This window comes from Shewanella livingstonensis (assembly GCF_003855395.1).
Lineage (GTDB): Bacteria > Pseudomonadota > Gammaproteobacteria > Enterobacterales > Shewanellaceae > Shewanella > Shewanella livingstonensis.
This window is the reverse complement of record NZ_CP034015.1, coordinates 3691825-3707794: the sequence shown is the minus strand read 5'-3', so window position 1 is coordinate 3707794 and position 15970 is coordinate 3691825. Positions and strand designations below refer to the sequence as shown.

General features: G+C 39.3%; 10 protein-coding genes. 6 read left to right on the top strand and 4 right to left on the bottom strand.

The genetic code is table 11. The annotated features are described in order from the left end of the window. Positions 1–11: 11 nt before the first annotated feature. The 3 genes from EGC82_RS15995 to EGC82_RS15985 form a co-directional block, all read right to left on the bottom strand. Positions 12–350, bottom strand: a complete 339-nt coding sequence (locus EGC82_RS15995) for a hypothetical protein (protein WP_124731647.1) — start codon at positions 348–350, stop codon at positions 12–14. A gap of 327 nt (positions 351–677) precedes the next feature. Then, a complete protein-coding gene (locus EGC82_RS15990; RefSeq protein ID WP_124731646.1) occupies positions 678–2009 on the bottom strand; it encodes a hypothetical protein in 1332 nt (443 codons plus the stop codon). Between the two features lie 405 nt (positions 2010–2414). Further along, positions 2415–3464, bottom strand: a complete 1050-nt coding sequence (locus EGC82_RS15985) for a diguanylate cyclase (protein WP_124731645.1) — start codon at positions 3462–3464, stop codon at positions 2415–2417. Positions 3465–3799: 335 nt separating this feature from the next. Between EGC82_RS15985 and EGC82_RS15980 the strand changes: the two genes are divergently transcribed. Both EGC82_RS15980 and EGC82_RS15975 read left to right on the top strand, forming a co-directional pair. Beyond that, on the top strand, positions 3800–4930 hold the full coding sequence (locus EGC82_RS15980) for an FIST signal transduction protein (protein WP_124731644.1): 1131 nt from the start codon (positions 3800–3802) through the stop codon (positions 4928–4930). 11 nt (positions 4931–4941) lie between these two features. After that, positions 4942–6834 (top strand): sensor domain-containing protein, encoded by a 1893-nt coding sequence (locus tag EGC82_RS15975; RefSeq protein ID WP_124731643.1) that lies wholly within the window; start codon positions 4942–4944, stop codon positions 6832–6834. Positions 6835–6894: 60 nt separating this feature from the next. Here the strand turns inward: EGC82_RS15975 and EGC82_RS15970 are convergent, their stop codons facing one another. Further along, positions 6895–7467, bottom strand: a complete 573-nt coding sequence (locus tag EGC82_RS15970; RefSeq protein ID WP_124731642.1) for a TetR/AcrR family transcriptional regulator — start codon at positions 7465–7467, stop codon at positions 6895–6897. Positions 7468–7594: 127 nt separating this feature from the next. On the opposite strand from EGC82_RS15970, the gene EGC82_RS15965 reads away from it, so the two are divergent. From EGC82_RS15965 to EGC82_RS15950, 4 genes are all read left to right on the top strand, one after another. Continuing rightward, positions 7595–8239 carry a peroxiredoxin-like family protein gene (locus tag EGC82_RS15965; RefSeq protein WP_124731641.1) on the top strand — a complete coding sequence of 215 codons (645 nt, stop codon included), beginning with the start codon at positions 7595–7597 and terminating at the stop codon, positions 8237–8239. A gap of 14 nt (positions 8240–8253) precedes the next feature. Beyond that, on the top strand, positions 8254–9342 hold the full coding sequence (locus EGC82_RS15960) for an L-dopachrome tautomerase-related protein (RefSeq protein ID WP_124731640.1): 1089 nt from the start codon (positions 8254–8256) through the stop codon (positions 9340–9342). Positions 9343–9701: 359 nt separating this feature from the next. After that, the gene (locus EGC82_RS15955; RefSeq protein ID WP_124731639.1) at positions 9702–14591 is read left to right on the top strand and encodes a PAS domain S-box protein; all 4890 of its coding nucleotides are present in this window, start codon (positions 9702–9704) and stop codon (positions 14589–14591) included. A 3-nt stretch (positions 14592–14594) separates the two neighbouring features. Next, on the top strand, positions 14595–15542 hold the full coding sequence (locus EGC82_RS15950) for a diguanylate cyclase (protein WP_124731638.1): 948 nt from the start codon (positions 14595–14597) through the stop codon (positions 15540–15542). Positions 15543–15970 lie beyond the last annotated feature (428 nt).

Genomic DNA, 15970 nt, shown 5'->3' with positions numbered 1-15970 from the left:
TCAGAGTGTCATTAATCAACTTTGGTAAATTTTATGGTCGCAAGACCTGATTTAATCAGTAATGAACCGTCTTTATCGATGATGTAGGCTTGATCGCCTTCTTGTGTTTGCATGATTAAAAATTTTCTGTCGTCTTGTTCTTTGACGTAGATTTTTTCGACTTCTATTTTTTGACCATTTGATTCAATGTAATCAGTGCCGATGTACATTGTTGTTTTAGGCATCATGCTATTTAAGCTGCCTAATCCGGTAGCCTCGATGCTTGACTCATATTGACCTTCATAGCCATGTCCCCCGCAAGCGGCGAGTAAAAGTGATAAACCTGCAACGATAAAAGATTTTTTCAGCATAAATTTTCCTTTGCGAACTCAAATATAAATCATCTAGAGGGTGTAAAAGCAGATGTCAGACGATGCGAGCAGATAAAAATACCTAGAAAAGGTGCAGTTTGCTACAGACGTAGTTTTAAAAAAAAACCACAATTTTTTTATAAAATGTTGAATTAGATACTGATTTTATTGCAAAGTGAGCGATGTTCGACAGTATTTGAAGAATTACAGTTGCGGCGTGGCCAAACTCATTTTGACTAAAAAAGTCCTATAAGTGATTTATATTAGGGGATTACCGTTTTAGTTTTTGGGAGCCTGTAAATTATTTTCAGGCTCCATCGGTCAAGTTTATAGTGTAATTGTTTGGAATTCTTTTGATGTCAAAATATCATTCAGCCCTATGGTGACTAAAGCTTTATCATCAAATTCAGCAAGTCGAATTATTTTATAAGCGGCTTTTTGATTGATTTTTCTCTCTGGACGTGCAATTAACAAATTAAATTTTTCACTATTATCAAGCTTAAATCGCCCATCCGCGCTAACAGTAGCCACATAATCTAGCTGATTTAAAAGAATATTATTGTAGTGAAATTCCGAATACAAATTCAAAGTACGCATATGTTCAAAAGCAACTTCGGTAGCTATTTTTTCATCACTAGGAATTATCACTCTATCCACAGCGTCTTGAGCCCATTTAACTTTGGTTTCAATGCTTTCTAGCATTCTTCTGTCATTACGTTGGTATCTGTTATGTAGATCAGCTATCTGAGGATGGTCTTGGTAATACGAGTTGGATTGTTTTATTAACTGATTGGCGTCTCGCAAATACGATTGAGCTTTATTTAAGGCAAGTTTAATTGCGTTAATTTGTGGTTCTTTAAGTTTCTGGTTTTCCGTATTATCAGACCCATAACTAGAAGGGAAAGCAATTTTTGTGCAAACTAATTCTGATTTATCGTCTGTTATACGGGCATCTGAATAATAAATAGAATTTGGTTTATTTCCTGAATTCCTGTCTAACTCGCGACACGTTTTATCTTTTAATGCCTCGGTAAAATTATACGAATACGTATTATAAAATCTATCAATATTTAATCTTTTACCTATGTTTCCAGCCGAATCAACTCCTACATCAGCCAGACTTTTAATGGCTTCTGTTTTTGCCAATTGAAACGCATCACTTAACGCATCTCTTTGAGATTTAAATGACTCAATATCAGATCTCCCTTTTTCAAAGGCAGCAAGAGATTCGTTGTAAGTGGGAAGAAATGCATCTTTTTCAGCTTTACTCGCTGCTAACTGTGCTAATTCGTTATCAAGTTGTGCTTGATAGGTCGCTTTCAGTTTTGCTTTAGCCTCTACTAGGTTAAAAGGCTTTACGTCATCGACTAAATCAACAAGATCCATTTCATCAATTAAATCGTCAACGGCTTCAACGACAGCTTCAGCATCACTAAAATCCTTCGTGCCCGTAACTTCTTCCATTCTTCGTTTGAAGTCTGCTTTAGCTTCAGCCCAATCCTCGATTGCCGATGAATCGAGTGTATAAATATCGACTTTACTCGAGCCTAAATAACGCATTGATGAATCATCTATCTTGCCAATATCAGGGCCTTGAGTACAACCTTGGGCTATAAAAATTGCAGCGACTACAGTAGAAAATTTAAAGATATTTGTCATTTAACGAACCCTTATGCGTAATTTAATTATCAAATAACAATCCTTATTTAATTAATGAGTTTTATGTCAAATAATCAGCCTTAAAGGATGTACAGATAGGAATGAACAAAGAAAATACCTTGGTGTTGAATCGATTGCGACAGACGTAATTATTAATAAAAACCACAATTGTTTTTATCAAATTTTGAGTTAGATACTGACTTTACAGAGTCATTTTTGAGTGGGATGGACTTTAGGTTAAGTGTCATGCATCGGTGTTTAACGATTTTGTCGCGATAAAAATAAAGCATAGCTAGGCTGCTAGTGCTGACAAATACAGGGTACTGGAATGATAATTTTGGTCAGCCCCTAGAGCAGTAGGCTATTATTGATTAATCAAGGGGTAGTGTGATTGAGAAATGTTATTTAACCGGGATGAACCCGATTTCTGCCTAAGGTTTTAGCCTGGTACAAGTTTTTGTCGGCGTGGTTGATCAGTTCGTCGATACTTTGATCTTCACTGAGTTGAGCTATGCCGATACTAATGGTGATTTTGATTTGATGTTTGTGAAAGATGATGCTGTGTTGTTGCACACTGGCACGAATTTTTTCAGCGATAATGTTGGCTTGCTCGGCGGATGTTTGCGGCAATATAAATAAAAACTCTTCGCCGCCCCAACGGGCAACACAGTCTTGTTGTCTGACATGATCAGTAAATATTTGCGACAACTCCATTAACACCATATCACCTGCGTTATGACCGTATTTGTCGTTAACCGCTTTAAAGTGGTCTAGATCGCACAATAGTACCGAAAGCGGCTCGTTATTTCGATTTACGCGTGACTTTTCTTGTTGCAATACTGCTGATGCATTACGTCTGTTAGCGAGTTTTGTGAGTGGATCGGACATGGCTAATTGTTGGTATTTGCTACTCAACGCGACGACATTTTTGTAAGACTGCATTCTAGAGTATTCGTATAATGCAGATAAAAATGTCATGGTTAAAAATGACAATATGAGTCGCAACTTAAATTCTGGAGTGTACGATGCATGCTCAATAACATGTTGCGGTAAAAACATGATGATACTGACGACACTCAAAAATACTGCCAGATTAATTAAGCCTTGGCGTAAGCCTAAAACATACACGGAAACGGGGGCTACAATGAAAACCCATAATGGACCAGTTTGTGCGACTCCACCGCTAAAGACCAAATAAAACATTAATAAATATAATGAATAAATGATGATAGTCCCACTGACTTTTAAGCTGAATTTTTTTGATAAAAAAAAGGCGCTTAGGTAGATTGCGCTGGCAATAAAGAGGATTATTGTTAAGGTACTGCTGTTACCCCACAAGCTGAGTATTCCCATAGCGCCAGTGATGGCCATTCCCACCAATGAAAATAGTGCAATGACCCTAGCGTGTTTGAGGTTACCGTTACTTTTTAAGTGTTTTTTAATGGAAGTAAGCAATGAGTAATCCTTACATTGTATGAACGATGGGTCCAATGACCAGCCATTTTAATCGCCTGAAATAATACCATACAGTGGTATATGAGTAATGTCTTCTGCTTGCTGTAAAACGGTTGTTTTTCTTACGACAGGTTGTTAATTAAGTGTACCGTCATTGCTCATTAAAATGCGTTTTTACTGTTACGTTATACGGATGAAAATAGCATAATAAACGGGGTTTACTTTAAGATAACAATCACGGTATGTTCAATTGCTCAAGCCATCCTTAGTGGTTATTACTTGGTGTAATCGTTTCGGCTAAAATATGGCCTATCTCTTTAGTGAAGGATTACCGAATGCACGTTTTTCAAACAATATATCAAAATAGTCATTGGGATAAACCATTACCCCAATGTTTATCGAGTAATCTGTTATTAGCATTTGGTTCACCCGAACTGATGTTAAGCAAGCAGCTTAACGATGAATTATCAATAGCTTTTCCGAATGCGCAGATTGTTGGCTGCAGTACCAGTGGAGAAATTCAAGACGATTGTTTGTATGACAACAGCATATGTGTCACCGCGATTGATTTTGATCATACTCAGGTGCAAGTGGTGAGTCATTCGATAAACCAATTTGAGCATTGCACCGAGTTAGCCAAGCAGCTGGTTGGTGAACTATCACTAGATGGATTAAAGCATGTTTTGGTTATTTCTGATGGCCAGTTAGTTAATGGCTCTGAATTGGTTGATGGTTTACAGCAATATTTACCTCAAGGCGTGATGGCTACCGGCGGGTTAGCCGGTGATGGTGAACGTTTTAGCCAAACCACGGTATGGCATAATAAGCGCATAGAAAGTGGTCTTATTGTACTGGTAGGGCTTTATGGTGAAAGGTTATCTGTTGGTTGTGGTAGCTTAGGAGGATGGCGTCCATTTGGGCCCAAACGTGAGATCACTAAATCGACGGATAATGTGCTTTATGAACTCGACGGGCGACCAGCGTTAGATTTATATAAGGAGTTCTTAGGCGAGTTTTCTTCGGGTCTTCCTGCATCGGCTTTGTTATATCCTCTAGCGTTACAACAACATGGTGAGCAAGAACACGTAGTGCGTACTATATTATCGATTGATGAACGGCAAAAAAGTATGTTGTTTGCCGGAAACATGACCGAAGGTGCTACATGTCAGTTAATGCATTCCAATTATGAAGATTTACTGGAGGGGGCTCAACTTGCGGCAGATAATGCCGGCGCATCTTTTACCGAAACGCCAGTTGAGTTAGCTATTTTAATCAGTTGTGTCGGTCGCCGATTAGTCTTTGGGCAACGGGTTGAAGAAGAATTGGAAATCATAAAACAAGGCTTACCTGAGCAATGCGTTATTTCGGGTTTTTATTCGTACGGTGAGATATCACCTGTAAAATCTATTGGTCGGTGTGGTTTACATAACCAGACTATGGCTGTCACGCTACTTTCTGAGAAATAATGATATTGAAAATGCATAAATTGTTATTACGCCAGCTTAAGCGCACTCAAAAAGATGAGTTATTTATTGCCGACAATAATAACTTGTTATCTTCGATATCTGACGCCTATGCTCAACATGAGCAAAGTGTAAAAATGTTAGAACGATCTTTATTTCTTATCTCTAATGAGCTCAATGAGCGCAACGAAACCCTAAAGAGCCAGCTGGCAGAGATGAAACAAGTTCAACATAAACTTGAACATTCTATTGGTTTATTAAATGCGACCTTCAACTCAACCGGTGAAATTTTGTTTGTGTATGCATTAAATGGTGAACTCTTGTCATTTAATAGCATGGGACAGGCTTTTTTTGACGAAAGTGGTTTTAAACCGGTGTCGCACTGGGAAGAGTTTATGAGCATCGTAAAAGACAAACAGCATATGCTGTCTATTATTGATGATCTTAACCAAAACCCATTTCAATATTTAACGGGCACCATTGAATTACTCGATAAACGTTTCTTTGATTTTAGGTCTTTGCCGCAAATACAAGAAGAGAAAATTTCTGGCCGGGTGTGGTGTTTTCGCGATGTGACAGTGCAAAAGCAATATGAAGCGACTATTGAATATCATGCTTTTCACGATGCGCTTACCGGTTTGCCAAATCGTGCATTATTACTGGATAGAATTAGCCATTCTATTGCCTCGAGTAAAAGAGAAAATAACAAGCTAGCGGTGTTATTTTTAGATTTAGATGATTTTAAAAAAATTAACGATACAGAAGGCCATGACGCTGGCGATTTGGTGTTAAAAGAAGTTGTAAGACGACTTCAAGGACGCTTACGCGAATTTGATACCTTATCTCGCCAGGGCGGCGATGAGTTTATTATTGTATTAGAAAAAATAGAGTCAGAAATGGTTATAAAGCAGGTCTGCCAAGACTTGTTAGCATTGATTAAGCAGCCTTTTATTATTGGTTCGCGTCAATTTGTGGTGACATCAAGTATCGGTATTTCGATTTTTCCTAATGATGATAACAATGCCAATGCACTGATCCGTAAAGCAGATTTAGCCATGTATCAGTCAAAGTCTTTAGGTAAAAATAGCTTCCACTTTTACAGCCAAGCACTTGAGAAAGAAGCGTTAACTCAACTGGCGATTGAACAATCACTGCGTAAAGCCATTGAAAATAATGACTTGTATTTAGTCTATCAACCCAAAGTTGATTTACACACAATGAAGGTTGTTAGTGTTGAGGCTTTATGCCGCTGGACCCAGGAAGATGGCACCGTGATCCCACCTGATGTCTTTATTCCAATAGCAGAACAAACCGGGTTAATTATTGATATCGGTCGGTTGGTCATTTCTAAAGCCTGTTTACAGTTAGTAAAGTGGCGAGAAGCTGGTATTGGTGAGTTGGCTATTTCAATTAATTTAAGCTGTTTAGAATTTCAAAATGAAGCTCTGATAACACACTTAATTGATACCTTAACGCATCATAAATTAGAGGGTAAGTCTTTAATTATTGAGCTCACTGAATCGATTTTTATGGAAGATAAATTCAGTGTTAAAAACATCATGCTTCGGCTTAATGAGTATGGAATTACTTTCGCACTGGATGATTTTGGTAAAGGTTATTCATCATTCAGTTACTTACAGTTTTTGCCGTTGCATTATCTCAAAATTGATAAAGCATTTTTACAAGATGTTGAAAGCAGCAGTTCATCGGCAGCAATTGCCAAAACTATTATCGACATCGGTCATAACCTCGGTTTAAAAGTAATTGCAGAGGGGGTAGAAGACCAATTTATGCTTGATTATATAAAGACCTATGAATGCGATTTAGCTCAAGGTTTTTACTTGTATAAACCCATGCTGCCAGAGGCTATCGAATCCTTATATCTTGTTAATGATCCCAGTCACTGAGCTGCAATACCAATAAAACACTTCGTGACTAGGATTTAGCTACCGCTGGCTATCACTGGCTTAGCCTTCGACTATGGTTGTTAACCACGGCAATAATGCGGTTACTGTATTGGCACTTGTTTCTGCTGAGTCGGCCTGATAACCATAAATACGAATGCCAAATATCACCGTCATGAGCTGTGCTGCATAGGCTTTCGCTTGAGCCTCAGTAACGCTTTTACTTAGGTAAGTAACGTAAATTTGCTCTATTTGTGCCAATTGGGCAGAGGCAAACTGATAAAGCTTATTACCTTGAGATGCTAGTTCTAGCTGGGTTTTTATTAAAAAGCAGCCGCAATATTCGCATGATTTTGATTGTTCGATGAGGTCATTCAAAATCTGTTTAATCGCTTGGTTTACGCTGGGCGCATTGGCCATTGATTGATGAATAGCGTCAATCGAAAATGTGGCATAGCGTTCTAACGCGGCTTGGAATAAACCTTCTTTACTCTCAAATTCATAATATAAGCTACCCGGTTTTAGTCCGGTTGCTTTGGTTATTTGTTGAATACTCGACGCGGCATAGCCATTTTGCCAAAATAATGTAATGACCTTATCTAATACGTCTTCTCGTTCAAAGTTTTTCTTTGCCATGACATCGTTCCTTAATCGTTTGTGTTGCTATATTACCACTACTTGAATGATTGTTCAAAAACTGCTTGCGCAATAGTAGTTATTTCACTATCTTGAACGCATATTCAAAAATAAATGAGAAACTATTATGTCTTTATCTGCTCAGCTCACGGAAAAACGTGATGCTACCAAAGCCAACCTACCTGCACAGACGTTGGCAATTATGTCGGATGCAACATTGAATTTGAAGCTATCGGGCATTATTGATAGCGCTCCTAAAGCGGGCGATAAATTGGCTGAGTTTTCGTTAATTAACTCATTGGGTGAAACGCGTCATTTGGCCGATTTATTAGCCAAAGGACCATTAGTGGTGACATTTTATCGTGGAGGTTGGTGCCCTTATTGTAATTTGGCACTGCGAGCTTATCAGCAACACCTGGCGGAGTTTAAACAGTTAGGTGCAACTTTGGTGGCCATTACGCCAGAATTACCGGATATGTCGTTATCGACTGCACAAAAGAATGAGCTTGAATTTGATGTATTGTCTGATGTTAATGCCGAGTATGCCAGACAGTTAGGGCTAGTATTTTCGTTACCCGAGTCAGTGCGTGAGTTATATCAAAACTTTGGTGTGGAGGTAGAGAAGCATAACGGTGCGGATCAATTTGATTTTCCGCTTGCTGCGACATTTGTCGTCGCCAAAGACGGTATCATTGCTAAAGCATTTGTAGATGCCGATTATACTTATCGTCTTGCTCCTGAAGATATTATTAGCTCATTAAAAGCGCTGTAAGGATTTGATTTATTATGTTTAAACGTTTATTTATGTCTAGAAAGTCGATTTTAGCATCATTAGCATTGCTCAGTAGTCTACTCAGTTGCAGTGTGTTGGCGGCAGATTACTCGGTGTTTCGTGAGCTAGATGGCCAGCATCCTCCGGGTAATGTGGCGGTTTCGTCCAGTGGACGAGTGTTTATGAGTAATCATCACTTTTACGGTGTTAATTCGAGAATTGTTGAGCTTAAAACGGATGGTTCGATAGTTGATTATCCTGATACTGCATTTAATCAAAACCTTAACCCTGTGCTAGGTGTGGTAATTGATGAACAAGGTATTTTATGGATGTTAGAAACGGCTTCTGCCGATGATGGTGTTGGTCGACTTATTGGTTGGGATACTGAGCAAAACAGCTTATATAAAATGATCTCTTTAGCGGCGCCGGTATTACCTAAAAATTCATTTTTAAATGATCTTGCTGTGGATAGAAAGCATGAAACCGTTTATATCACCGATCCTGCTGGTGGCAGTAATGCGGGATTGATTGTAGTTGATTTAACAACAGGGAAAGCCAGACGAGTATTAGGCGGCAGTGTTTATACTCGCCCAGAAGATGTTGATACTGTGATTAATGGCAATACTTTATCTATTGGCGGACAACCGATCCGTATCGGAGTTGATTCATTAACCATTGATCCGAGTAATGAGTGGGTTTACTTTGGTGCGTTAAGTGGTGAAAAGCTGTATCGCGTTCACACGCAGTACCTGCTGGATGCCAAAATGTCGGCTAATATGCTGCGCAGTAAAGTGGAATTTTATGCCAATAAGCCAATTAGTGATGGGATCACCATTGATAATGGCGGTAATATTTATGTTACCGACATTAGCCATAACGCGGTGGGTTATATTGACACTGATCGTCAATATCATATTTTATATCAAGATGATGATAAGTTCAGTTGGTCTGACGGTTTTTCAACTACAGCCGATGGAAAACTATTGGTCACGGTGAATAAGTTACATCAGTCTCCTGCGGTAAATAACCAGCAAGACAAAAGTGATGGTCGCTATTATATTATTCAGTTTGATGCACTAACCGAAACGACGGTAGGACGTTAAAGATATCGCTCTGGAAATGAGAAGCTAGACGACTAGAGCGCTGCTAGTACGCTGCGCGGCTAGAGGCTATAAAAGCAAAAGCCTAGATGACTGAATTCTAGCTGACTAGAGCGCTGCTAGTACGCTATGCGGCTAGACTCTAGCATCTAAGCTTAACAGCGCAGCGGTCCTTAGCAGGACGTAGTCCGCCCTAGAAGTGCAGCGCACTATCAGCGAAGCGGCCTAGAGTCTAAGCTTAACAGCGCCGCGGTCTAGATTAGTAATCAATTTTGGAAACACTATATTTTTCAATGTCTAGCTTGTAAAAAAAGCATTTTTCGTCCAAAGTTAATGTCTGTGACTCTTAACTACTGATAAAAATGACCAAACTATCGAGTTATAAAAATGCGCTTAAATTGGGTATTGGAGTATTTGCTTTTGGCTTAGTCATTAGTTTTGTTACTGCTTTAAGTGTTAAGAATCAAAATAACGATATTATTACAAAATCACTCAAAGCGGTGACCGAACAAGTTGCCAATAATATTATTGATCGTATCGTATTGTACCAATATGGTTTACGAGGTGCCCGAGGTGCCGTTTCTACCATTGGTGAAGATAACATCACACGTGAAATTTTTAGCAAATATAGCTCAACGCGTGATATTGAAAGTGAATTTCCAGGCGCTCGAGGATTTGGTTATATCCGCCGAGTGCCTAAAGCTGATGAAGCAGATTTTGTTGCTAAAGCCAAAATGGATGATTGGCCAGATTACAGTGTCCGCCAGCTGAATCCTCATGACGATGAGCGATATTTAATCGATTACATTGAACCCGTTGAGCGTAATGTTGGCGCTGTCGGCTTAGATATTGCCTCAGAAGAAAATCGTAAAAATGCGGCGCAACAAGCATATTTAACCGGTGAAGTACGCTTAACGGGGCCGATTACTTTAGTACAAGCCACTGGTCATCCGTTACAAGCTTTTTTGATTTTAATGCCCATTTATCGCACAGGTTTTACCCCATCAACGCCGGAGTTAAGGGAGCAAAATGCTTTTGGTTGGAGTTATGCGCCATTAGTTGCTAATGAGGTTTTTGATAACATCAATCTATCCCGTAAGACGACCAAAATTTTTATCAATGATGTGAGCGATGATCAAAACAAGGTCATGTTTTATGAAACCCATGTGAATGATCTTAATCCGTTATCATCTTTTTTCGTCACCTTAGAACGCGAGATTTTTGGCCGTAAATGGCAAGTATCGCTATTAGCTTATCCTGAGTTTATTAGTGGTTTACATTTAACCTCACCTAAGATCGTTTTTAGTTATGGTGTGATTTTTAGTTTGTTACTCGGCGGGTTTGTTGGGTTTTACGGTTACGCTTTAGGTCGTAAGCGTATGATTATAGAAGATAATGAAAGACGCGCTAATATTTTAGAACATTCACTTGATGCTATTATTAGTTTTGACTGTGATGGTGTGATCACCAGCTGGAATGATGGTGCGATAACGATTTTTGGCTATGAAAAAAGTGAGGTGATTGGCCTCAAAAAAACCACGTTTATTGTGCCTAACGACGGTATTGATGCAGAGAATGAACAATTTAATCAGGTATTAAGTGGTAAGTCATTATTAAACTTTATTAGCCAACACAAACGCAAAGACAATGAACTACTGTCAACGTCGATGACCTCACTGGCAATTTACAATGAGTTTGGCAAAATTATTGGCGTCAGCCAGACTATTCGAGACATCACCATTCAGCTTAATGCGGAAAAGCAAATTTTAAGCATTAATGCCAGTCTTGAGCGTAAAGTTACCGCACGTACCCATGCATTACAACAAGCCCTGTCAGAAAACAAAACCTTACTTGATAACATCAATCAGCAGCTGCTTTATTCTGAAACCGATAAAAATGGCGTTATTTTAGCGGTGAATGATTATTTCTGTATAACTTCTGGCTTTACTCGAGAGCAGATGATTGGTAACAATCATTCAATTGTTAAGTCGAATGAACATGATGATGCGTTTTGGAAAAACATGTGGCAAACCATTAATTCAGGTCAGACTTGGCATGATGAAATTTGTAACCGTGATAGTCAGGGTAATATTAAATGGCTCGATACGGTTATTGCACCCGTTATGGATCAAAGCGGTAACCTTGATCGCTGTATTGCATTGAGGATTGATATTACCGAACGTAAAAACAGCCAACTAGAAAAAAATAAACTCGGCTCTTTACTCACCAATGTGCTTGCTGCGGCAACAGAAATTGCCATTATCTCAACGGGTAATGACGGTATTATTACTATGTTTAATCGTGGTGCAGAGCTGTTACTCGGGTATAAGGCTGAAGAAATTGTTGGTAAACAAAGCCCGGCGATAATGCATGTGCCTGCTGAAGTTCACCAACGCAGTATCGAGTTAAGCGAAGAGTTTGGTGAAGAGATTAGTACTTTTGATGTGTTTGTGTATAAGCCAAGAACTCAAGGGCCTGAAACTCGGACTTGGACCTATATCCGTAAAGATTTTACTCAGTGCCAAGTATCGTTGTCGGTATCGGCTATGCGAGATCAAAGCGGAGAGATTATTGGTTATTTAGGCGTTGCTGTGAACATTGATACCATGCTTAAGCAACAAGAAGAGTTGGTGTCTGCCAGTAATCAACTGATCAAAGCGGCAGAAGTGGCAGAGCTAGGTATTTGGAATTTAGATTTAGATACGAATGACTTGCAATGGAATGACCGTATGTTTGCCATGTACGATTACCCATTATCGTTGAGTGAAGAAGGGCTAAATTACCAGCATTGGCAACGACGAATTCATCCTGATGATGTTGATATGGCTACATTTGCTTTACAGCAAGCCATTAACTTAAACATTGCTTATGATCCTATATTTAGAGTGATTACCCGTTCGAATCAAGTTCGCTATATTCAGGCTGGAGCCCAAATTAGCTATGACAAATTGGGTAAGCCAGTGCGGGTTGTTGGTATTAACCGTGACATTACTGAGCAACGCGAGTTAGAGCAAACATTGCGCTTAGCTAAACAGGCTGCTGATGCCGCCAGTGCGGCTAAATCTGCTTTCTTAGCCAATATGAGCCATGAGATTCGTACGCCAATGAATGCTGTATTAGGGATGTTACAGCTGATCCAGCACTCTGATATGAGCCGCCAACAAGTTGATTATGTGACAAAAGCCGAAATTGCTGCCAAGTCATTATTGGGCCTATTAAATGACATTTTAGATTTTTCTAAAATTGACGCTGGTAAGTTAGAGCTTGATTTGCACCCATTTCAACTCGAAACCTTAATGCGCGAGTTAGCGGTGATGTTGGCGACGAATGGACACAATAAAAATATAGAAGTTATTTTTGATTTAGACCCTGCTATTCCATACTTAATTGAAGGTGATGAGCTTCGTTTACGCCAAGTATTGCTAAATCTCGCCGGTAATGCGATTAAATTTACTGCAGAAGGTCACGTAATTGTTAGCGTGCATTGCAATGAATCTAATGAAAAACAAGTTAATTTAACCATTTCTATCACCGACACGGGCATTGGCATTAGTGCTGAGCAAGGGGATAAAATTTTCCAAGGTTTTGTTCAGGCTGAGTCATCAACCTCAAGACGATTCGGTGGGACTGGATTAGGGCTAGCAATTACTAAACGTTTAGTTGAGTTGATGGGCGGAGAGTTAACCCTAAAGAGTCACATTGGTGAGGGAAGTCGTTTTTGGTTTGATTTGACGTTTAACATTGTTGAAGTGAAAAACAGTGATGTAGATATCGATTTGTTGGGTAAAAATATTCTGCTTGTTGATGATAGTAAGATGAGCCGTAAAATATTATCAAAAACCTTAATGGCCCATGGCGCCTATGTTAATGAAGCCCATAATAGTAAACAGGCCATCAATCTTATTGATCAAAGCTTAAATGCTACTAGCCATTATGATGTCATTATTATGGATTGGCGTATGCCTGATATGAATGGCTTGGAAACGGCCAACCATATTCAATCAATGTTTGCAGCAGGTAAAGCTCCTGCCATTATAATGTTGACCGCGTATGGTGCCGAGGTAATGGAGCAAACCAAGCAATATAGTCATGCGCCTTTTGTCAGTATGCTAACCAAACCTGTTACAGCCAATTTAATGCTTGAGGCAGTTTACCAAGCCATTAATGGTTTAGAGCAACCATTGCAGACTAAAAAAATAACTCAATTGGTTCTAAAAGATGTCAGGGTTTTAGTGGTTGAAGACAACCAGCTGAACAGACAAGTTATTGATGAATTGTTACGGCTACAGGGTGCTATTGTTACATTAGCTAATGACGGTATAGAAGGCGTTGATTGGGTTACCAAATCTAATAATCAATTTGATATAGTGATTATGGATATGCAGATGCCGGTTATGGATGGCCTTGAAGCCACGAGGCTTATTCGTGCAGATGGCCGCTTTAATGATTTATCGATTTTAGCCATGACGGCTAATGCTTCGCTTGCTGATAAAGCATTGTGCCTTGAGGCCGGTATGAATGAGCATATTGGTAAACCAATAGACATGGCGCTTTTATTACCTTGTATGCTTAACCTCTTGACCCTAGAAGATAATACTTACTATCATTCTATTGTTGATAATCAACCTATTGGGTTACCAGAGGTGTTGAGCGACAGCGACGATGATGTGATTATAGAGGATCCTGATTCTATTTTGCGTCGTTTTGGCGGTGAACTTGCATTTTTCATTGATGTAAAACATCATTTTGCAGCAGAAATGTCAGAGCAATTATCAATGCTGACTCAAGCATTCGAACAGCAAAATAATGACGCGATTAGCAGTATTGCTCATACGATTAAAGGTACTGCCAGCAACCTTGGCGCTAAACGACTCGCTGCTTTTGCTGCTATGCTAGAGCAAAATATAAACAATGCTATTAATGTGGATTCGGTCACTTGTTTAAGCCAAATGCAAAGCCAGATTAATGATAGTTTGCATATGTTAGATACTTTATTTCCAGACGAGAGTGCGGTATTAACTGCCAGCCCCCTAGATAATAAAGCCGCATTGCCGATACAAAGTATAGCTGCTGATAAAATGAATCATTTAATGGAATTATTACTTGATCAGAATTTAGATGCCATTGAATATCTTGAGCGCCTGTTAAACAATGTGGCGGCAGATAAGCAGTGGTTAAGATTAAAAAATCAAGTGAGTCAGCTTGAGTTCTTGGATGCTATCGATACATTAAAATCGATAATTAAGGAGTGATGCGTGTTCATAGATGAGTATATTTCTGGTGCTGAGCCAGTTAGAGGTAAAATACTGTTAGTTGATGACCAGGTTGTTAATATCAAAATATTGCATCAACTATTACAAGCTGATTACGACATTTATATGGCTCGAGATGGACACCAGGCCATTGATATGTCGAAAAAAGTCAAACCAGACATTGTGCTGTTAGATATTGAAATGCCGATGTTAAATGGCTTTGATGTGTGCGCGCATTTAAAAAATGATCCCGAGACCGAAGATGTCGCGGTTATTTTTGTGTCGGGACATTTTGATGAAGATAAAGAGGTTAAGGGTTTTCAGTTAGGTGCGGTCGACTTTATTCACAAACCCATCAACCCCGTTATTACTAAAGCACGAATTAAAAATCAGATTAAATTGAAGTTAAATTCTGATTTATTACGAGCGATTGCCCTATTAGATGGATTAACAGGCGTGGCTAATCGACGTAAGTTTGAACAAGTATTACCCGTAAGTTGGCTACAATGCGCGCGTGAAAAACAGCCTTTAACTATTATTTTATTAGATATCGATTTTTTTAAGCATTTTAATGATACCTATGGTCACACCGAAGGCGATATTTGCTTACGTGCCGTGGCACAGAAGATACAAGACACAGTTAACCGCCCTTATGACTTAGTGGCGCGTTTTGGCGGCGAAGAGTTTATTTGTGTGTTACCCAATACCGATTTAATTGGCGGGACTTATGTGGCTCAGCAAATTGTTGACAGCATAGTGTCATTGAAAATTGCTCACAAAAATTCACCAATATCAGATTTTGTCACGATTAGTGCAGGTGTTTCTACCATAGTACCGATGTTTGATATGCCGAATAAAATTTTAGTTGAAACGGCAGATAAACAATTATACTTAGCAAAAGACCGAGGCCGAAATAGAGTGTTGGGTTGTTTAGTAGAAGAAAACACCTAGGTAACTAGGGCCTGTTGATCTTTCAAGGTTGTTTTTGCAGCGAATTGTTGACCATTACTCACATTTACAACTGCGCGGCAGAGACTTTGAGGTGTAGTTATTCTACATAAAAAGTCGATAACACAGTAAAAATGGCCAACAAACGCTGCCCGAAGGGTTCGGCTAAAAACGTTTTACTCTTTGTTGAATGCATTTTGCTTAGATGACTAGGCATCAATCCATTCGCCTCGATTAAAACGTTTTTAACTCGAACAAAATTCAACCAGCAAAGATCAACAGGCCCTAGAGTGCTGCGCTGCTAGATGCTACGCGGCTAGATGCTATAAAAGCTAAAGCCTAGAAGCGCAGCGCACAGAAACTAGAGTCTAAGCTTAACAGCGCAGCGGTCCTTAGCAGGACGTAGTCCGCCCTAAAAGCGTAGCGCACTA